This window comes from Pseudomonas sp. LB3P81 (assembly GCF_054897965.1).
In genome coordinates this window covers 2,051,486-2,070,379 of record NZ_JBUBVG010000001.1, presented here as the reverse complement: position 1 = coordinate 2,070,379, position 18,894 = coordinate 2,051,486, and the positions used below count along the sequence as shown (strand labels likewise).

At 59.1% G+C, this 18,894-nt stretch carries 14 protein-coding genes and 2 tRNA genes; 5 read left to right on the top strand and 11 right to left on the bottom strand.

The window, feature by feature from the left end:
- Window positions 1-28: 28 nt before the first annotated feature.
- The 3 genes from ACYZTL_RS09620 to rimO all read right to left on the bottom strand — a co-directional run bounded on the left by ACYZTL_RS09620 (window position 29) and on the right by rimO (window position 2,864).
- Entirely contained in the window at window positions 29-739 is a 711-nt protein-coding gene (locus ACYZTL_RS09620) for an rRNA pseudouridine synthase (protein ID WP_461951590.1), read from the bottom strand.
- 200 nt (window positions 740-939) lie between these two features.
- Window positions 940-1,413 carry a GNAT family N-acetyltransferase gene (locus tag ACYZTL_RS09615; protein WP_461951589.1) on the bottom strand — a complete coding sequence of 158 codons (474 nt, stop codon included), beginning with the start codon at window positions 1,411-1,413 and terminating at the stop codon, window positions 940-942.
- Window positions 1,414-1,526: 113 nt separating this feature from the next.
- Window positions 1,527-2,864, bottom strand: coding sequence for a 30S ribosomal protein S12 methylthiotransferase RimO (gene rimO / locus ACYZTL_RS09610; protein ID WP_461951588.1), 1,338 nt, complete (start codon window positions 2,862-2,864; stop codon window positions 1,527-1,529).
- A gap of 289 nt (window positions 2,865-3,153) precedes the next feature.
- On the opposite strand from rimO, the gene ACYZTL_RS09605 reads away from it, so the two are divergent.
- Window positions 3,154-5,055: a potassium transporter Kup gene (locus ACYZTL_RS09605; protein ID WP_461951587.1), complete on the top strand. Its 1,902-nt coding sequence runs from the start codon at window positions 3,154-3,156 to the stop codon at window positions 5,053-5,055.
- A 214-nt stretch (window positions 5,056-5,269) separates the two neighbouring features.
- On the opposite strand, the gene ACYZTL_RS09600 is transcribed toward ACYZTL_RS09605, so the two are convergent.
- Window positions 5,270-5,575, bottom strand: coding sequence for a DUF3077 domain-containing protein (locus ACYZTL_RS09600; RefSeq protein WP_461951586.1), 306 nt, complete (start codon window positions 5,573-5,575; stop codon window positions 5,270-5,272).
- Window positions 5,576-6,257: 682 nt separating this feature from the next.
- On the opposite strand from ACYZTL_RS09600, the gene ACYZTL_RS09595 reads away from it, so the two are divergent.
- The 3 genes from ACYZTL_RS09595 to ACYZTL_RS09585 are packed head-to-tail and all read left to right on the top strand — an operon-like array spanning window position 6,258 to window position 8,264.
- Window positions 6,258-6,896 carry a MarR family transcriptional regulator gene (locus tag ACYZTL_RS09595; RefSeq protein WP_461954289.1) on the top strand — a complete coding sequence of 213 codons (639 nt, stop codon included), beginning with the start codon at window positions 6,258-6,260 and terminating at the stop codon, window positions 6,894-6,896.
- Window position 6,897: 1 nt separating this feature from the next.
- Complete coding sequence (locus ACYZTL_RS09590) at window positions 6,898-7,596, top strand: hypothetical protein (RefSeq protein ID WP_461951585.1); 699 nt, start codon at window positions 6,898-6,900, stop codon at window positions 7,594-7,596.
- Entirely contained in the window at window positions 7,593-8,264 is a 672-nt protein-coding gene (locus ACYZTL_RS09585; RefSeq protein ID WP_461951584.1) for a PP2C family protein-serine/threonine phosphatase, read from the top strand. The genes ACYZTL_RS09590 and ACYZTL_RS09585 overlap by 4 nt, the downstream gene beginning before the upstream one ends.
- A 119-nt stretch (window positions 8,265-8,383) precedes the next feature.
- Here ACYZTL_RS09585 and ACYZTL_RS09580 read toward each other — a convergent pair whose 3' ends face one another.
- The 4 genes from ACYZTL_RS09580 to ACYZTL_RS09565 form a co-directional block, all read right to left on the bottom strand.
- Window positions 8,384-9,679, bottom strand: coding sequence for a virulence factor family protein (locus tag ACYZTL_RS09580; RefSeq protein ID WP_461951583.1), 1,296 nt, complete (start codon window positions 9,677-9,679; stop codon window positions 8,384-8,386).
- Complete coding sequence (gene mprF / locus ACYZTL_RS09575) at window positions 9,679-12,321, bottom strand: bifunctional lysylphosphatidylglycerol flippase/synthetase MprF (protein WP_461951582.1); 2,643 nt, start codon at window positions 12,319-12,321, stop codon at window positions 9,679-9,681. Before mprF ends, ACYZTL_RS09580 begins: the two co-directional genes overlap by 1 nt.
- A 277-nt stretch (window positions 12,322-12,598) precedes the next feature.
- A tRNA-Met gene (locus ACYZTL_RS09570) sits at window positions 12,599-12,675 on the bottom strand.
- Window positions 12,676-12,941: 266 nt separating this feature from the next.
- A tRNA-Met gene (locus tag ACYZTL_RS09565) sits at window positions 12,942-13,018 on the bottom strand.
- 300 nt (window positions 13,019-13,318) lie between these two features.
- Between ACYZTL_RS09565 and dinB the strand changes: the two genes are divergently transcribed.
- Window positions 13,319-14,380 (top strand): DNA polymerase IV, encoded by a 1,062-nt coding sequence (gene dinB, locus ACYZTL_RS09560; RefSeq protein ID WP_461951581.1) that lies wholly within the window; start codon window positions 13,319-13,321, stop codon window positions 14,378-14,380.
- A 95-nt stretch (window positions 14,381-14,475) separates the two neighbouring features.
- On the opposite strand, the gene ACYZTL_RS09555 is transcribed toward dinB, so the two are convergent.
- The 3 genes from ACYZTL_RS09555 to ACYZTL_RS09545 all read right to left on the bottom strand — a co-directional run bounded on the left by ACYZTL_RS09555 (window position 14,476) and on the right by ACYZTL_RS09545 (window position 18,852).
- Complete coding sequence (locus tag ACYZTL_RS09555; protein WP_461951580.1) at window positions 14,476-15,429, bottom strand: hypothetical protein; 954 nt, start codon at window positions 15,427-15,429, stop codon at window positions 14,476-14,478.
- A 17-nt stretch (window positions 15,430-15,446) separates the two neighbouring features.
- Window positions 15,447-17,162, bottom strand: coding sequence for a proline--tRNA ligase (locus tag ACYZTL_RS09550; protein WP_461951579.1), 1,716 nt, complete (start codon window positions 17,160-17,162; stop codon window positions 15,447-15,449).
- A 130-nt stretch (window positions 17,163-17,292) separates the two neighbouring features.
- A complete protein-coding gene (locus tag ACYZTL_RS09545; RefSeq protein ID WP_461951578.1) occupies window positions 17,293-18,852 on the bottom strand; it encodes an AmpG family muropeptide MFS transporter in 1,560 nt (519 codons plus the stop codon).
- Window positions 18,853-18,894 lie beyond the last annotated feature (42 nt).

The following is an 18,894-nucleotide window of genomic DNA, read 5'->3' as shown; positions in this document are numbered from 1 at the left end:
GCCAAAATGTGTGGCGGCGTGAAAAGCCTTAGAACTTCTCTTTGCCGGACAGATAGCGCCATTGGCCCAACGGCACTTTGCCGATGGACACGCCGCCGATGCGGATGCGGCGGATGGCGACGACCTTCAGGCCGACGGCCTGGCAGAACAGGGCGATCACGCCCGGTTGTGGGTTCTTCATCGCAAAGCGCAGGCGGTTTTCGTTCTGCCAGCTGGCTTTGACCGGCGGCAGTTCCTTGCCCTTGTAGGTCAGGCCGTGGTTCAGGCGGTTGAGGCCGTGAGCGACCATCTCGCCTTCAACCTCGACCACATACTCTTGCTCGATTTTCGCGGAGTCGGCGGTGAGTTTGCGCAGGATCTTCCAGTCCTGGGTGAACACCAGCAGACCGCTGGCGTTGGCCTGCAGGTCGGTGCTGGCGGTCAGGCGCAGGAAATGACCCTTGAGCGGACGTTTGCTGAAGCGATGCTCTTCGCTCAGGGTTTCGGCGCTGATGGTCGCCATGGCCGTTTCCGCGTCCATGCCTGCCGGCACGTTGAACAGGATGGTCACCGGCTCCGGCGCGGTGGCTTTGGCCTCCGGGTCGAGCTCGACTTTTTGGGTGTCGACCTTGAACTGCGGCTCGTCGATGACCTCGCCGTCCACGGTGACCCAGCCGCCCTCGATGAACAGCTCAGCCTCCCGACGGGAACAGCCGACGAGTTCGATGAGGCGTTTGGAGAGACGTATCGGGTCAGTCATGACAGGGCCGTAACAAAAAAGGGGTGGGCATTGTACCTGCTGGGCGCCGGTTAATCCCGGCTCCATTTGCGCAGGAAGCTTTTTTGTAGGAGCTGGCTTGCCTGCGATGGATTCAAGGACGCTGCGTTTAATCTGAAAGAACGGGTTATCGTTGACCACCATCGCAGGCAAGCCAGCTCCCACAGTTGTCCTGTGTTGTGTCAGCCATTGCGCGTCAGTTGATGCGCCTGGCGCAAACGCATATGCAACAACGGATAAGGCTGCCCCATGCCGTCATGCTCGGTGCGGCCGATCACCTCGAAGCCCTGTTTGAAGTAGAACCCCAGCGCCTGCGGGTTCTGTTCGTTGACGTCCAGTTCATCGGCGTTCAGGTGTTCCATGGCATAACGCAGCAACTGTTTGCCCAGGCCCTGGCCGCGATGAGCGGGGGCGATGAAGAGCATTTCAATCTTGCCCGCCGCGACACCGGCGAACCCGGTGATGCGCTGGCGCGAGTCTTTGGTGCAGATCAGCATCACCGCGTCGAGGTAACGGGTCAGCACCAGATTCTTCAACAGCTCGATGTAGCTGTCCGGCAGAAAGTCATGGGTGGCGCGCACCGAGGCTTCCCAGACTTGCGTGAGTTCTTCGTAGTCGCTCTGTTTCGGCGTGTGGATGACCGAATGTTGGCGCATGGCCGAATGCCCCTTTTGCAGTGAATGGTGCGAGTCCTTTCTCCCTAAAAACGATAGACGTAAAAAAGCCCCGCATCTCGTCAAGAGAGCAGGGCTTTTCGTGTTTTTTGCGTTTAGATCTGTTCAGCCCACAGGTCGTATTCGTCGGCGTCGGTGACCTTGCACCAGACTTTGTCGCCCGGTTTCAGGTTGCTGCCGTTGTCGATGAATACGTTGCCGTCGATTTCCGGGGCATCGAAGAAGCAGCGGCCGACTGCGCCTTGCTCGTCGACTTCATCGACCAGCACTTCGATTTCACGGCCGACACGCATTTGCAGACGCGCCGAGCTGATGGCTTGCTGGTGCGCCATGAAGCGATCCCAACGGTCCTGCTTGACGTCGTCCGGGACGATTTCCAGATCGAGATCGTTGGCCGGTGCGCCTTCGACCGGCGAGTACTGGAAGCAGCCGACGCGGTCGAGCTGGGCTTCGGTCAGCCAGTTCAGCAGGTACTGGAAGTCTTCTTCGGTTTCGCCGGGGAAGCCGACGATGAAGGTCGAACGGATGATCAGGTCCGGGCAGACCTCGCGCCAGTTCTTGATGCGCGCCAGAGTCTTGTCTTCGAACGCCGGGCGTTTCATCGACTTCAACACTTTCGGGCTGGCGTGCTGGAACGGGATGTCCAGGTACGGCAGGATTTTGCCGGCGGCCATCAGCGGAATCAGTTCGTCGACGTGCGGGTACGGATAAACGTAGTGCAAGCGAACCCAGACGCCGAGGGTGCTCAGGGCTTCGCAGAGTTCGGTCATGCGGGTTTTTACCGGCGCGCCGTTCCAGAAACCGGTGCGGTACTTCACATCGACGCCGTAGGCGCTGGTGTCTTGCGAGATCACCAACAGCTCTTTGACGCCGGCCTTGACCAGGCGCTGGGCTTCGTCGAGCACGTCACCGACCGGACGGCTGACCAGTTTGCCGCGCATCGACGGGATGATGCAGAAGCTGCAGCTGTGGTTGCAGCCTTCGGAAATCTTCAGGTAGGCGTAGTGGCGCGGGGTCAGCTTGATGCCTTGCGGCGGCACCAGATCGATCAGCGGGTTGTGATCCTGACGCGGCGGCACAACGTCGTGCACGGCGTTGACCACTTGCTCGTACTGCTGCGGACCGGTCACGGCCAGCACGCTCGGGTGTACGTTACGGATGTTGCCTTCTTCGACGCCCATGCAGCCGGTCACGATGACCTTGCCGTTTTCCTTGATGGCTTCGCCGATCACTTCCAGGGATTCAGCCTTGGCCGAGTCGATGAAACCGCAGGTGTTGACCACCACGACATCGGCGTCCTGATAAGTGGACACAACGTCGTAACCTTCCATGCGCAACTGGGTAAGGATGCGCTCGGAGTCGACCAGTGCTTTGGGGCAACCCAGGGATACGAAGCCAACCTTTGGATTGGCCGGCGCAGGAGTGGTGGACATGTCTAACCTCGGTATTTGTGACGCCTCCAGCCGAAGACGGCAAGGCGACTGACGGACGCTATGTTGCGCCTCTGGTCAAAAAGTGCGCAATTCTAGCGATGAGAGGCGCACTTGACCAGCTTTATGCAGGGAAATACGACGAGTGCTGCGCTATGCTTCGCGCCGTTACGCTTTACGGATTTTTTACAGTCAACAAAACGTCTGTAACGTGAAGTAAAACAGCGCATGCTGCGTGGCAAAGCATAGTGCTTATTCCAAAGAAGCCCGGTCTGGGTAGTAGGAGTGGTGGATGGGTCAGGCAAGTAGTCAGGCGGCGGGTGCCGAGCATTCGGCGGCAAAGCCGATCGGCATGCTGGTCGCGGCGGTCGGGGTGGTTTATGGCGATATCGGCACGAGTCCGCTGTACACACTTAAAGAAGTGTTTTCCGGTCAGTATGGTGTACAGGTTGACCATGACGGCGTGTTCGGGATACTGGCGCTGATTTTCTGGTCGCTGATCTGGGTCGTTTCAATCAAATATGTGCTGTTCGTACTGCGCGCCGACAATCAGGGCGAAGGCGGTATCATGGCGTTGACCGCGCTGGCTCGACGGGCGGCGGCGGGGCATCCGAAGTTGCGGACGTTGCTGGTGGTCTGCGGGCTGATCGGCGCGGCGCTGTTTTATGGCGACAGCATGATCACGCCGGCGATTTCCGTGCTCTCGGCAATTGAAGGTCTGGGGCTGGCGTTTGAGGGCATCGACCATTGGGTGGTGCCACTGTCGTTGGTTGTGCTGGTGGCGCTGTTTTTGATCCAGAGTCACGGCACCGCGCGAATCGGCATTCTGTTCGGGCCGATCATGGTCACCTGGTTTCTGGTCCTGGGCGCGCTGGGCGTCTACGGCATCCTGCAGCACCCGGAAGTGTTGCAAGCGATGAACCCGGTCTGGGGCGTGCGTTTCTTTATCGTGCACCCGGGCATGGGCGTGGCGATTCTGGGTGCGGTGGTGCTGGCATTGACCGGCGCCGAAGCGCTGTACGCCGACATGGGCCACTTCGGTCGCAAGCCGATTGCCCGTGCGTGGTTCATTCTTGTGCTGCCGGCGCTGGTGCTGAACTACTTCGGCCAGGGCGCATTACTGCTCGGTGATCCGGAAGCGGCACGCAACCCGTTCTATCTGTTGGCACCAAGCTGGGCGTTGATTCCGTTGGTCGGCCTGTCGACCCTGGCCACGGTGATTGCCTCGCAAGCGGTGATTTCCGGAGCGTTCTCCCTGACCCGTCAGGCGATCCAGCTCGGTTACATTCCGCGCATGCACATTCAGCACACCTCCAGTGCCGAACAGGGCCAGATCTACATCGGCGCGGTGAACTGGGCATTGATGGTCGGCGTGATCCTGTTGGTGATCGGCTTCGAATCCTCCGGCGCTCTGGCCTCGGCCTACGGTGTGGCGGTGACGGGCACCATGTTGATGACCACCATCCTGGTGTCGGCGGTGATGTTGTTGCTGTGGAAATGGCCGCCGATCCTCTCGGTGCCGCTGTTGCTCGGCTTCCTGCTGGTGGATGGTCTGTATTTCGCCGCCAACGTGCCGAAAATCTTTCAGGGCGGAGCATTCCCGGTGATCGCCGGTATTGCACTGTTTGTGCTGATGACCACCTGGAAACGCGGCAAGCAACTGCTGGTTGAGCGCATGGACGAAGGTGGCCTGCCGCTGCCGATTTTCATCAGCAGTATCGCCGTACAACCGCCGCATCGGGTCCAGGGCACCGCAGTGTTCCTCACCGCGCGCCCGGACGCCGTGCCCCACGCGTTGTTGCACAACCTGCTGCATAACCAGGTGCTGCACGAGCAAGTGGTACTGCTGACAGTGGTGTACGAAGACATCCCGCGGGTCCCGCCGACACGGCGCTTCGAGGTTGATTCCTACGGCGAAGGGTTCTTCCGGGTGATCCTGCACTTTGGCTTTATCGACGAGCCGGACGTGCCGCAAGCACTGAAGCTGTGTCACCTCGATGACCTCGACTTCAGCCCGATGCGCACTACCTACTTCCTCAGCCGTGAGACGGTTATCGCTTCCAAACTTGAAGGGATGGCCCGCTGGCGCGAGGGGTTGTTTGCGTTCATGTTGAAGAATGCGAATGGCAATTTGCGGTTCTTTAATTTGCCGTTGAACCGGGTTATCGAACTGGGTACACAGGTCGAGATGTAATCCCGATCAAAAAGCCCCCGTTGCCGTGAAGGCAGCGGGGGCTTTTTTGTGGCTGAGCGCACAACCTGAAGACGCCACAGATCCATTGTGGGAGCGGGCTTGCTCGCGAAAGCGGTGGGCCAGTCGACATCAATGTTGAATGTCAGTCCGCTTTCGCGAGCAAGCCCGCTCCCACAATGGATCTGTGGCGCCTGTTGAAATTGCGCTCAGGCCATTATTTTTTTGATTCGGCTTTGGCCGGAGGAGGTCCCTGCAGCACCTTCATCGCATCATCAATCACAGCCTTGCTCATCGCCGTCAAATAATGCGCCGCCCAGATGTGTCGGTCGGTATCACGGTTAAAGGCAGCCTCTCTGGTCAGATCCTTGGCAAGGAATAGAAAGTCGGAGGCCATGGCTAGCGCATCACCGAGGGGAACGTCTCGACTGACACGGAACAGCGCCTGGTTTGAGCAGTAGATGAAGGGGGTGAGGCCGATGGTTTTTAGTTCTGAGGGGGCGGGCTGGTTTGTTGTTGTCATGGTTTTGCTCCAGGGTTCGAGGAGCTGCCACATTCGTTTCCAAGCGAATGGGTGGCAGCTATGCGCAGGTTGGAAAACCGGGAACCAAGGAACCGGCACGCCCAAGGGCGTCCCACGCACAGCCGCCATATTCAAGAATACTGCCGTGATATGGGCTGCATTCATGAAGGGTGGCGTAGCGTTCGATTCGACAGGTTTCCAAGCCCGATCGCTGAAGGGTCAGCGACGTCCGGAGACTATCCCGTCAAAGAAAAGCGCAACAAGGCATCAAAGTGCCCAAAAAACACGATTCGGAGTTTGCCTACAAGGTCTGCGGGCGTCATCCGATATCGCGCCGTCTGAAACAAACAAAAACTAAACGCTGTGAGTGATTCTGCAAGCCGAAGAAGTGGGCGCGGTCGCTCAATGCGATATTCAACAAGAATTGTGCGCGAAAAATTTGGCGTGTGTCCGAGGGGTAAATATGACGGAATTACAAGGCGTGCTGACCGGTTTTGATGAGGCCTGCGCAATCAGCCACGACGACATGCGGGCACGGTATGCTAGAAAAGACCTACAGAGCTGGGCATCGCGCGCCTCTCAACAGCATCCGATGTATCGATTCGGTCTTGACGACTCAATATTTTCAATGAGACAAGTGTCCACGTTTTATGGAATGTGGACACTTGGAGTTTTAAGCATCGTGAAGAGTCAAGACATTTTGCTTTTGTTCAAGCTGGCCAGCCTGCACGCCCAGGAAGAAAATCTTTACGGGGTGAAAAACTCCCCGGCGTTCGACTCGCCCCTGAGCGAAGAGGATGGCTGGGAAGGGTGGTCAGAACCAGTACCCTCTCCGCCGCTGGCGAGTTTGAGTGAAGGTTATTCGCTGCGTGCGCTGTCCGCGTCTCTTGGAATAAGCAAAAGTGAGATTTCAAATGCCATGGCCAGATGTCGCGAGTCTGGACTGCTTATCAGCGATTACGACACCGGGCTGCCGAAGGTAAATCGGCGAGAGCTGTTGAAAATCACCGAGCACGCTTTGAAATATTTCTTCCCCGTGAAACCGGGGGCAATGGTTCGCGGTATTCCGACGGGCTTTGCAGCGCCAGCGTTGTCCAAAAGCCTCAAGAGCGCTGGCGAGCTGATTCCGGTTTGGCCTGATGCGTTGGGAACTGAGCGTGGTCAGGCGATAGAGCCGCTCTACAAGACCGTGCCGGAAGCCGTGAAGAAAGATAGAACCCTTTATCACTATCTAGCGCTTGCTGATGCGATCCGTCTTGGCGGTCCGCGAGAGTGTGGCGTGGCGATTAACATTTTAAGGGCAGGGATGGGTCTGAAATAACATGCCGTCGAACGCTGATCACAACTATGAGCTCATAGAATTTGTTGCAGACGGCTTGGGGGAGGAGTTTCTCGCTGAGATTGCCTTTGTCGGTGGTTGCACCACAGCCATGCTGGTCACTGATGCGGTTGTGCTGGACGACATTCGTTTCACCGATGATGTTGACCTGGTGATCGAGCTGGCAGGCATCAGCGAATGGCAGCGCCTCACAGAACGCTTGGCGGTCAAAAATTTCAAGATTACCGGCGAGGATGAGGTCAACTGCCGTTTTCGCTTCAACGATGTCATCGTCGACGTGATGCCTTCGGATCCGGCGGTTCTCGGATATGCCAATCGTTGGTTCGTGGAAGGGCTGGCGAAGGCGGATAAATTTACGTTGCCCAGCGGTCTCGTTATTCAGATCTTCAAACCGGCCTACTTTCTTGCCACCAAACTTGAGGCCTTTAGCGGTCGTGGTAAGGGCGATCCTTACCACAAGGATGTCGAAGACATCATCATATTGATTGATGGTCGTCCAGAGCTTCTGGAGGAGATTAGCCAAGCAGATTCGCAGCTCAAGGAATTCATCACAGCTGGGATTCGAGAGCTCAGGGTGCTTAGTGGCATCGACTACGTGATTGAGAGCTCGGGCTCGGTGCAGGCTAATCCGGGTAGAGGTCGAATTATTCACATGCGCATGAAGAACCTGGGCAACGCATGAGATACGAAACCCGATCAGTAATGGGAAGGGCCAGGAATGCCAATCATGACTGTGCTGGTGCTTTCTGCGACGGTGACAAAGGGCTGTTCGTCATCACGGACGGTACGTCGAAGCCGGGCAGTGGCCAATTGGCAGAATGCTTCGTAAAAGGTGTTTTAGCTGCGTACCCGAAGCACATATATCAGACGGGCGATATTACTGAGCACGGAGCAGTTGAGCAGGTACTTAGTTCAGTGCTGGCCGAGCTTCATCCCACTTTGTTTGCCGACCAGACAGGGACCATGTGTTACCTGGTGGGTGTCGCTGCTCATGGGAAGCTCACGCTTGCGTATGAGGGTGACTGTTCGTGCGGTGTAGTGACACCGACAAGCACGATCGAGTGGATTACGCCGCCCCACTGCAAGGCCAATTGGAGGCGCGATCGTTCGCACCGTGAGCTGGCGCAAGATCCGGCTCGAAACTGGATAACCCGTTGCCTGAAGGTTAATCGTGCTCCAGACCCTGACTTTGTTTTTCACCCATTAACTGTCGGTGAGCGACTGGTGTTTGTAACCGATGGCTTCTGGGCGGAGTTAACGGAGTCGCAGCAAAGTAGTTTGCTGGCGGCACCGGATAGCGACTTTATCGCTGTTGAAGATGACGTAACGTGGATAGATGTTCAGTTCTAGCAGTTGAATTACAGGCCCTAGTTACAAGGTCCAGCCGGCGGGTAACGCTTCATGTTTGTACCTATAAAAAAGCCCCCGGTACCGTAAGGCAGCGGGGGCTTTTTTTCGGTGGATTCAGATCATTCCTGAGCCGCCGCCTCTTTCGCTTGACGCTTCTCGATCACATCCACCAACCGCCGCGCCAGTTTCGGGTAGTTCTCATCAAAGTGATGACCCCCAGGCAGTTTGATGGCTTCGCCCACGGCGGTCTTGTCGGTGCAGCCGCTTTCGTCGATTTCTTCTTCACCGAAGATGCACACCACTTTCTCCGGTGGCAGCTTGGCCATTTCCGGGCCGGTGGCGGCTTCTTTGCCGGCGTTACCGAGCCAGCCTTCGACTTCGATTTCGAAGCTGCCGGTGCGGGCGAAGGCCAGCAGGATGATTGCATCGACGCGTTGCTGCTCCGATTCTGCCAGGCGGTTGTAGATCGCCGGCAAAACGTCGGCGCCGAACGAGTAGCCCGTCAGGATGAAGCGCTTGGTGCCCCATTTCTGCCGGTAGTGCTGCATCAGTTCGGCCAGGTCCAGTGCGCTTTGCTCCGGGCTCTTGTGCTGCCAGTAGTAGCGCAGGGTGTCGATGCCGACCACCGGGTAGCCGATCTTCGCCATCTCGCCCGCCACATCGCGGTCGAGGTCGCGCCAGCCGCCGTCGCCGGAGAGGAACAGGGTGACGGTGTCCTTGGCCTGACTGGCCGGGACTTCAACCACTGGAATCTGCAGGCCGCCAGCGGCTTTGTCGCCACCAACGAGGAGCTTGCGCAGTTCGTTGTTCAGCACTTGCGGCAGGTTGATGTCGTAGTCGCTGATGCTGGTTTCGGCGTTGGGTTGGTCGCGCACGAAGCCGGCGCTGGTGTCGTCCGGGTTGTCGTTCCACGCCACCAGCCAGTGACCGTGAGCGGCGCTTTTCGGCAGCAGGTGCGTGCAACCGGGTTTTTCCAGGGCCAGGTCCACCGAAACGGCCTGGGCCTTGTCGTTCTTCTGCTCGGACAACCAGCGCCACGCCAGCACGGCGCCGGGGCCGATGCCGCTGACCAGGGTCGCCGGGCCTTTCAGTTCTCTCAGGCCCGATTGCAGGGCGCGGCTTTGCAACAGGCAGTCCTTGGGCAGGATCACTTGAACAATCTGCGCCGAGCCGCTGCGGCTGAGGGTCATCAATTGTTTGTCGCTGAGCTTCTGTTCTTCGGTGACCGCCACCAGCACTTGCGCGCGTGGGGTGTTGCCGGGAATGACACGGGTCATCGCGGCGCCGCCGGCCGGTGTCAGCAGTTCGAGTGTCGGTTGTGGCGCCGGGCGTTTGAGGTACCAGTAACCGCCACCGAGAATCAGGACCAGCACTACCAGTGTGGCCAGTACGTACCGCAAGGAGCGTTGAATCATCAGCGTTTCACCAATCCAGTCAAGCCGCCCGCAATCAGGGCAGCAGTGTCGGCCAGGGCAACCAGCGGATCGAGTCCGGCGGGCACGGCCATATAACGGGGTTCCCAGTCAGGCTGGAACTTGTCTTTGAAGCGGCGCAAGCCTTGGAAGTTGTAGAGCTGCTCACCACGGCGGAATACCATCGAGCCCAGACGCTGGGTCAGTGGCGCGCCACGACGGGGTTGCAACCCCGACAGCGGCACCATGCCCAGGCTGAAACGCGCGTATCCATGATTTTTATAATGTTGAATCAGGCCGACCATCATGAACTCCATGGTCAGCTTCGGGGCATCCGGGTGCGCGCGCATCAGGTCGAGGCTGGTCAGGTCATGGCCGTAGGTCTCGAGCAAATTGGCGAACGCCACCGGACGCCCTTCGAAGCGAATCACCGCAATGCGGAAATGCTTGAGGTAGTCATCACTGAAACGGCCGAGGGAGAAGCCTTTCTCGCGCACGTTCTTGCCGGTCAGCCAGGCATCGGAAATCACCTTGAGCTCATCCATTGGCGCGTGCCCCGGCTCATGGATTTCCAGCGACAGGCCATCGCGGGTGCCACGGTTCCAGGTGTAGCGCAGGTCCTTCATCTCTTTGCCCTTGGCTTCGAGATCAAAACGCTGCAGATCGACCCGGGCTTCTTCGCCGAGCTTGATCGCGGTCAGGCCGATGTCCATGTAGTACGGCAGGTTTTCCGCGCGCACTTGATAAAACACGGGGCGGGCGTGGTGGATGTCACAGAGGTCGCGGAACTGCCAGATCATCTCGGCCCGTTGCTGGGTCGGGCCGATCGGGTCGTACAACGCCACGAGGCTGCGTCCGCGGCGGGCGTACATCAGAAACGCCTCGTCGTTGGGATGAAACAGCAGCGCCTTGTCACCGGTCAGGGCCAGGCCGCCATCCGGTTGCGCGGAGGCCATCAGGATCTTTACCGCGCGGTCCAGCTCATCCGGTGTCGGCTGGTGGATCACCGGGCGCGCGGTACGCAGCAGCCAGGTCAGGGACACCACCACCAGCAGCACCGCAGCGCCGAGCAGCGAGCGCAAGCCGCGCGGGGCGTCGGCGTCGAGGGTGAACTGCCACCAGAGTTGATGGCTGTAGGGAACGTCCTGATAAGCGAACAGCAGCAGCCAGATCGACGCACCGAGGACGCACAGGCTCGAGACCAGATACAGCGGTGAAAACGGCAGTTCGGTCAAACGGCTCGGGCGATAGAACGAGCGCCGGAAAACCCCCAGCAGCGCCGCCGTCAGGGTCATCAGGCTGGCTTCTTCCCAGTCGAAACCTTTGAGCAGCGAGAGCACGGCACCGACCAGCAACAGAATGGTGGTCAGCATCCAGGCGGCCGACAGGCGCCGACGCAGGCCCTGAGCCAGCAGCAGGCAGAGCACGCCGACCAGGCTGGCGCCGAAGTGCGAGGCGTCGACCAGTCGATGGGGAATCAGAAAACCGATGTGTTCCAGGCGCGTATCAATTTCCGGGGTCACGCCGGAGAACAGCAGCACCACACCGGACAGGAACACCAGCACCGCCAGAATCGGCGCGGCCAGGCCGGACGCGGCGCGCAATGACTGACGCGTCTGGAACAGGCGCTGGCCTTCGTTGATCAACAGCAGCACACAGGCCACCAGCAACGGCAGCACCACATAGATCAGGCGATAGAGCAGCAGCGCGGCAGCCAGTGGCGCGGCGCCAAGTTTGTCGGCGAAGGCGGCCAGCAGAATCGCTTCGAACACCCCGACGCCGCCGGGAACATGACTGAGCACACCCGCGGCCAGCGCCAGCAGATACACCAGCAAGAAAGCACCGAAGGGCGGCGCTTCCGGCAGCAACAGGTAAAGCACGGTCGCGGCGGCGGCCACGTCGAGGGCGGTTATGATCAGTTGCAGGAACGTCAGGCGACGGCCCGGAAGGCGCAAGGTGCGACGACCGGCCTTGACCAGCAGGTTGTCCGCATAAGGCTGCTCCGGCAGGCGCCGGCGATAGATGCCGACGGCCAATACGGTAAACAACAGCAACACGGCAGCGGCAATCGCAGCCAGCAGCATCTGAGAGAGGCCCAGCGCGGCGGAGGCGGCAGGCAGGTTACTGAGCGTCGCGAGGGCGGCGAGCGGGGGCAGGGCGCAGCCGAGCGAGAGGCTAGCGAACAACGTCATGTGAGCGACTTCCGAAGCCCCCAGACCATGACGTGCATATAAACGATAACGAACCGACCCCCCCGAGAGCATCGACAGACCGATGGCATTGCCGATGGCGAATGCGGTGAACCCGCCCAGGGCGAGGATTCGCGGCGCCAGCGTCACGCCGGCATAGCGGCTGGCCGACCATTCATAGCCAAGCAAGATAATGAAGCCCACTACAGTCGCCACCAGTGCGCCCAGCAGTGCCGGTTTTGGTACTTCAAGAATCGAGTCGTGCAGAGCGTACAGATCGAGTTCGCTCAGCAAGTGGCGACAGGCAATCAGCGCGATCGCGAACAACAGCAGAGTGACCGCCAGACCGATGGGTTGGCGATACTTGCTGACCCGATCAAGCAAGCGCAAACCCTCGGGCTTGATGGGTTTTGTCGCTGTGACGGTGTCTTGTGGATCAGACGAGTTGGCGCGCATCAATCACCTCTTGGATTGTGCGCGACAGGATGGGGGTATCCAGCCAAGTTACCAATCCCTGTAGAAAAAAATAATCACAAATATTAACGCCTCTCACCGATTGTCGGCGATGGCATGTCATCCGTCGTAGAGGGTTCTGTCTGCGATCCGGCATAGTCTGATCCCAGAGTTTCAGTGATCCCGAACGCTTCCCGCAGAGTGACAGGTCATTGTTGCGAAAGGACTTTTTCAACAGATACAAAAAAGGCCACTCTTTCGAGTAGCCTTTTTTGATGTTTGGTTGCGGGAGCCGGATTTGAACCGACGACCTTCGGGTTATGAGCCCGACGAGCTACCAGACTGCTCCATCCCGCGTCTGTGTGGCGGCATTCTATAGAGATACGCCTGTGTGTCAACCGTTAATCTGGAGCGGGGTCAAATAAGCATGAATAAGCGGCGAACGGTCGCAGGGGAGCGTGTAGGAGCGAGCTTGCTCGCGAAAAACTAAAGGCCGCCACCGGGTATCTGGTTTTACGCGTTATCGTTAACGACCATCGCGAGCGAGCTCGCTCCTACAAGTATTAGTGTTTTCTTCACGCGCACAAAAAAGGCCACTCTTTCGAGTAGCCTTTTTTGATGTTTGGTTGCGGGAGCCGGATTTGAACCGACGACCTTCGGGTTATGAGCCCGACGAGCTACCAGACTGCTCCATCCCGCGTCTGTGTGTCGGCATTCTACAGAGGATCGCCGGGCTGTCAACCTTCAATCCGGATAAAACCTGTTCTGGTTCAATCGCTTAGCTTGAAAGCATTACGGTGTAATCGGCTGTGAGTGAGGCGCGGCAAGGCTTGCAGCTCTATCGGGCACGGCTTTTCGATTGAGAAAATAAATTCATCGGATACTTTCCTACGCTCGGAAAAGAACATTCAGACTACTGGTGCTATATACAGGTGTCAGTGAGATACTGCCGATCCGGCCTGCCAAGTCTCCTTTTTTTTGCCATGAACACCGCTTTCATATGACCCAGCGAAAAATTATCCACGTCGATTGTGATTGCTTCTACGCCGCCATCGAGATGCGTGACGACCCGCGCCTGGCCGGAAAACCCCTGGCGGTGGGCGGATCGGCAGATCGGCGCGGAGTGATTGCCACCTGCAACTATGAAGCTCGGGCGTATGGCGTGCGTTCGGCGATGTCTTCCGGGCACGCCTTGAAGTTGTGCCCGGACCTGACCATCGTCAAGCCGCGCATGGACGCCTATAGAGAAGCGTCGAAGGAAATTCACACGATCTTTCGCGATTACACCGACCTGATCGAACCGCTTTCCCTCGATGAGGCTTACCTCGATGTGTCGGACAGCGCGCACTTCGGCGGCAGCGCCACGCGAATTGCCCAGGACATCCGCCGACGGGTGTCCAATCAGTTGCACATCACCGTCTCGGCCGGCGTGGCGCCGAACAAGTTCCTGGCCAAGATCGCCAGCGACTGGAAGAAGCCCAATGGTTTGTTCGTCATCACACCGGATCAGGTCGAGGATTTTGTCAGTGGCTTGCCGGTCAGCAAGCTGCACGGTGTGGGCAAAGTGACCGCCGACAAACTGGGCCGGCTGGGCATTGTCGATTGCTCGCATTTGCGCGAATGGGACAAGTTGGCGCTGGTGCGTGAATTCGGCAGCTTTGGTGAACGACTTTGGAGCCTGGCCCGTGGGATCGATGAACGGCTGGTACACAACGACAGTCGGCGGCAATCGATCAGTGTCGAGAACACCTACGATGTGGACTTGCGGGATCTGGTGAGCTGCCTGGATAAATTACCCGAGTTGCTGGAAACCCTGGCGGGCCGCATGGCGCGGATCGACAGCAGCTATCGGCCGGGCAAGCCGTTCGTCAAAGTGAAATTCCATGACTTTACCCAGACCACGCTGGAGCAGGCCGGGGCAGGGCGAGATCTTCAGAGTTATAAGCTGTTGCTGACCCAGGCGTTCAATCGCGGCGGGAAGCCGGTGCGGTTGTTGGGGGTTGGCGTGAGGCTGGAGGATTTGCGGGGTGGGTTTGAGCAGATGGAGTTGTTTGAGCGGTAAGGCTTTAAAATCAAAAGATCGCAGCCTTCGGCAGCTCCTACACTGTAATGCATACTCTGTAGGAGCTGCCGAAGGCTGCGATCTTTTAACGGGTCTTAATTCGGTCCCGGATCCGCTACCAGCCGCCCGGCATCCTTGGTCAACGACTTGAGGAATTCGGTCTGCAACTCAGGATCGTTGCGAGTCAGCTCAATCAGGCTCTGTTCCAGCTCGCTGGCTTCTTCTTCCAGACCCAGCTCCGACAGACGTTTGACCCGGTGTACCCACTGGCTCACTTCGTCGTCTTCAAGGTCGTCGTAAATCAGCCCGTGGGCTTCGAGCAGTTTGCCGCGCAACGAGCTGCTGACCGCCAAGGACGAGTCGCTGTGCACATCGTCCTGAGAATCGGCGACGCTGATCAACAATCGACTCAGATGATTGATGTCATGTTCGGCGAACGGGCTGTCCAGCAGGTTCAGGCGTAACACACCATTTTTGTCAGTGCTCAGCTCGAAGGTTTCCTTGCCGGCCTTGACCTCCACCGGGCGCTCGCTCCACGGCAGGCTCGAGTATTCCGTGCGTTTATCGAGCTGGACTTCGTCGATACCCGCGAGGTTCTGCTGCGCACGACCGTGAGACGGCGCGTTCATGAACGGGTTGAGCCCGGCGAAACCGTAACTGAACCAGTCCTTGGTTACGCTATCCGGCAAGTTGCCGAGGGCGAACACGTTGACCACATTCGCGCCGACACCGGCCGCCACGGCCACCGCGCCCAGCGGGATCTCGTAGATCTCCCGCCAGGGTTGGTAAGGCGTGTAGCGATCGTAATGACGGGTGACTTCGAACTCGGTGACCTCGAAGGTCTTCTGCTCGTGGATTTTCACCCGACGTTGCGGCAGCTCAAGCACCTTGGGCTCACCGACATCGATCTGCAGGCTGTGATCGAGCAGTTTGCGCTCGACACGTTCCTCTTGCTCGCTGCGTTGCGACATGTGATTGGCGCAGCCGCTGAGCAGCAGGGTGCCGCACAGGGCGGCACCAACGAGGCCTAAGGTGTTTCGCTTGAACATGACTTCTCTATCTGGTGTCAGCGGCGGATACGGGCCTGGAGGAAGGACAGCACGTCAGCGACCGGCAGCGCTTGCGCCTCGGCCTCGGTGCGGCTCTTGTATTCCAGATTGCCTTCGGCGAGGCCGCGGTCACTGACCACGATCCGGTGAGGAATGCCGATCAGCTCCATGTCCGCGAACTTGATGCCCGGGCTGGTTTTCTTGTCGCGATCGTCCAGCAGCACTTCGAAGCCGGCCGCCGTCAGTTCTGCGTAGAGCTTGTCGGTGGCTTCGCGAACCTGCTCGGTTTCGTAGCGCAGTGGCACCAGGGCAACCTGGAACGGCGCCAGAGTGTCGCTCCAGATGATCCCGTTCTTGTCGTTGTTCTGCTCGATGGCGGCTGCCACCACGCGGGAAACGCCGATGCCGTAGCAACCCATTTCCAGGGTGACCGGCTTGCCGTTTTCACCCAGCACTTCGCACTTCATCGCTTTGCTGTACTTGTTGCCCAGCTGGAAGATGTGCCCGACTTCGATGCCGCGCTTGATTTCCAGGGTGCCTTTGCCGTCAGGGCTAGGGTCGCCAGCCACGACGTTACGCAGGTCGGCAACGGTCGGAACTGGCAGGTCACGCTCCCAGTTCACGCCGAAGTAGTGCTTGTCGTCGATGTTTGCACCGATACCGAAGTCGCTCATCAGTTCGACGGAGCGGTCGATGATGATCGGCAGCGGCAGGTTCAACGGGCCGAGAGAACCGGCACCGGCGCCAATCGCGTCACGCAATTCGCTTTCGGAAGCCATGACCAGCGGGCTGGCAACGCCTGGCTGGTTGGAGGCCTTGATTTCGTTCAGCTCGTGGTCGCCACGGATGATCAGGGCAATCAGCTTGCCTTTCTCTTCAGCGTGAACCACCAGGGTCTTGATGGTCTTCTCGATCGGCAGGTTGAAGCCTTCGACCAGTTGCGCGATGGTCTTGGCGTTCGGTGTGTCGACCAGACGCAGCTCTTCGGCAGGCAGCGCGCGCGACGTTTCACGCGGTACGGCTTCGGCTTTCTCGATGTTCGCGGCGTACTCGGAACCGTTGCTGAAGACGATGTCGTCTTCGCCGGATTCGGCCAGTACGTGGAACTCGTGGGAGCCGGCGCCGCCAATGGAGCCGTTGTCGGCTTCAACAGGGCGGAATTTCAGGCCCAGACGGGTGAACACGTTGCAGTACGCCTGGTGCATGCGGTCGTAGGTGACCTGCAGCGAAGGCTGGTCGGCGTGGAACGAGTAGGCGTCCTTCATGATGAATTCGCGGCCGCGCATCAAACCGAAGCGTGGGCGGATTTCGTCACGGAATTTGGTCTGGATCTGATACAGGTTGATCGGCAGCTGTTTGTAGCTGCTCAACTCATTGCGCATCAGGTCGGTGATCACTTCTTCGTGGGTCGGGCCGGCGCAGAAGTCACGACCGTGGCGATCCTTGAAACGCAACAATTCAGGGCCGTATTCTTCCCAGCGACCGGATTCCTGCCACAGCTCAGCCGGTTGCGTGCTCGGCATCAACACTTCAAGAGAGCCCGCGGCGTTCATTTCTTCACGAACGACGGCTTCGACCTTGCGCATCACTCGCAAGCCCATCGGCAGCCAGGTGTACAGGCCCGAGGCGAGTTTGCGGATCATGCCGGCGCGCAGCATCAGCTGATGGCTGATGACGACCGCGTCGGAAGGCGTTTCTTTCTGTGTGGCGAGCAAAAATTGACTGGTGCGCATGGTTGGCCGTTGTCGGTTGCTGATGACGAGAAATGACGGAGCATTGTACGGGCGAGATCTGCTGGCGTACAGGCGCGCGGTCGGTGGTGTGGCAGGAGGGCGGGAATCTCACCACCCTCTGCGATGCTTCCTACGATTCTTCCGCGACCTGGGTCGGAACCGGCTCGGGCCTTGGTGTCGGGCCTTCGCGGCGGTTCTCCTGGAACCAGTGCAGGGCGATCAACAGCAGCGTCGGAACACCCAGCAGCGCGGTGATCAGGAAGAAATTGTGATAGCCGAACTTTTCCACCATGACCCCCGAATAGCCACCGATCAGGCGTGGAAGCAAGAGCATGATCGAGCTGAGCAGGGCGTATTGGGTGGCAGAGAACTTGAGGTTGGTCAGGCTCGACAGGTAGGCGACAAACGCCGAGGTCGCCAGGCCGGAGCTGAAGTTGTCCAGGGAAATGGTGCCGATCAGCATGTTCAGGTTGGCGCCCATGTCGGCAAGCATCAGGAACAGCAGATTAGTCGCGGCCGACATGACGCCGCCGATGAACAGGATCGGCAGGATGCCGAAGCGCACGATCAGCAGGCCGCCCATGCCGGCGCCGACCAGCGTCATGATCAGGCCGAAGATTTTGCTGACGCTGGCAATCTGATCCTTGGTGAAACCCTGGTCGATATAAAACACGTTGGCCATCACGCCCATGACGGTATCCGACATCCGATACGTGGCGATCAGCCCGAGCAACAGCAGCGCTTGCCAGCGGTAACGCAGAATGAAGTCGTTGATCGGGGTCAGCACCGGTGCGAGGCCGCGGCGCCCTATGGCCGAAAGGCACAGCGCAGTTAGCGTGGTGTAGAGGATCGCCCGCAGGAACGCGCGGTCTTCAAGTAACAGGTCGAGCAGGCTCACGCCTTCGAACAGCACGCTGGCGAAGTCGGTGTTGTAGAGCTGGGTGAACATGGCCGGCACGGAAACCAGCAGCACGATCAGCACGAACACCGAGGCCAGTTGATGCACAAAACTGTAGCGCCCGGCCTGCAGTTGCGTGCGCAGCGGCACCGGCGGTTCACGCATGAAGAAAGAGGTCAGCAACGCCGGGACCATCAGGGCGCCGAACAGCAGGTAAGTGCCGGCCCATGCCGAATGCTTGTAGTTGAAACCGGTGGAGCCGAAGCCTTCGGCGAAGAACAGGGCGCCGGCGGTGGCCAGCAGCGCCGCGATCCGATAGCCGGACATGTAACTGGCGGCGAGGGCAGCCTGGCGAGTGTCGTCGGCGATTTCCAGGCGATAGGCGTCGACCGCGATGTCTTGCGTCGCCGAGGCGAAGGCAACGACTACGGCGATGGCGATCAGCCAGGACAGATGTTTTTGCGGGTCGCAGAAACCCATCCCGATCAGGCCGAGGATCACCAGCGCCTGGGAAAGCACCAGCCACGAGCGTCGGCGACCGAGCTTGCCGAGGAATGGCAGGCGCCATTGGTCGAGCAGCGGCGACCAGACCCATTTAAAGGCGTAGGCCAGGCCGATCAGGCTTGCATAGCCGATGGTTTCGCGAGCCACACCGGCTTCACGCAACCAGACCGAAAGTGTCGAAAACACCAGCATGTAGGGCAGGCCGGCGGCGAAACCGAGCAACAACAGCACAAGTGTTGAAGGGCTGGCATAGGCGGCGAGCGCGGCGCGCCAGGTTTTACGGGGCATGGGCTGAAGTCTGCCTCAAGATTACGGAAACAAAGCGCGCAC

What these genes read in the sequence shown, in the direction of transcription:
- ACYZTL_RS09620 (WP_461951590.1), bottom strand. Translation starts at nt 739, where the DNA reads ATGACTGACCCGATACGTCTCTCCAAACGCCTCATCGAACTCGTCGGC.
- ACYZTL_RS09615 (WP_461951589.1), bottom strand. Translation starts at nt 1,413, where the DNA reads ATGCGCCAACATTCGGTCATCCACACGCCGAAACAGAGCGACTACGAA.
- rimO (WP_461951588.1), bottom strand. Translation starts at nt 2,864, where the DNA reads ATGTCCACCACTCCTGCGCCGGCCAATCCAAAGGTTGGCTTCGTATCC.
- ACYZTL_RS09605 (WP_461951587.1), top strand. Translation starts at nt 3,154, where the DNA reads ATGGGTCAGGCAAGTAGTCAGGCGGCGGGTGCCGAGCATTCGGCGGCA.
- ACYZTL_RS09600 (WP_461951586.1), bottom strand. Translation starts at nt 5,575, where the DNA reads ATGACAACAACAAACCAGCCCGCCCCCTCAGAACTAAAAACCATCGGC.
- ACYZTL_RS09590 (WP_461951585.1), top strand. Translation starts at nt 6,898, where the DNA reads ATGCCGTCGAACGCTGATCACAACTATGAGCTCATAGAATTTGTTGCA.
- ACYZTL_RS09585 (WP_461951584.1), top strand. Translation starts at nt 7,593, where the DNA reads ATGAGATACGAAACCCGATCAGTAATGGGAAGGGCCAGGAATGCCAAT.
- ACYZTL_RS09580 (WP_461951583.1), bottom strand. Translation starts at nt 9,679, where the DNA reads ATGATTCAACGCTCCTTGCGGTACGTACTGGCCACACTGGTAGTGCTG.
- mprF (WP_461951582.1), bottom strand. Translation starts at nt 12,321, where the DNA reads ATGCGCGCCAACTCGTCTGATCCACAAGACACCGTCACAGCGACAAAA.
- dinB (WP_461951581.1), top strand. Translation starts at nt 13,319, where the DNA reads ATGACCCAGCGAAAAATTATCCACGTCGATTGTGATTGCTTCTACGCC.
- ACYZTL_RS09555 (WP_461951580.1), bottom strand. Translation starts at nt 15,429, where the DNA reads ATGTTCAAGCGAAACACCTTAGGCCTCGTTGGTGCCGCCCTGTGCGGC.
- ACYZTL_RS09550 (WP_461951579.1), bottom strand. Translation starts at nt 17,162, where the DNA reads ATGCGCACCAGTCAATTTTTGCTCGCCACACAGAAAGAAACGCCTTCC.
- ACYZTL_RS09545 (WP_461951578.1), bottom strand. Translation starts at nt 18,852, where the DNA reads ATGCCCCGTAAAACCTGGCGCGCCGCGCTCGCCGCCTATGCCAGCCCT.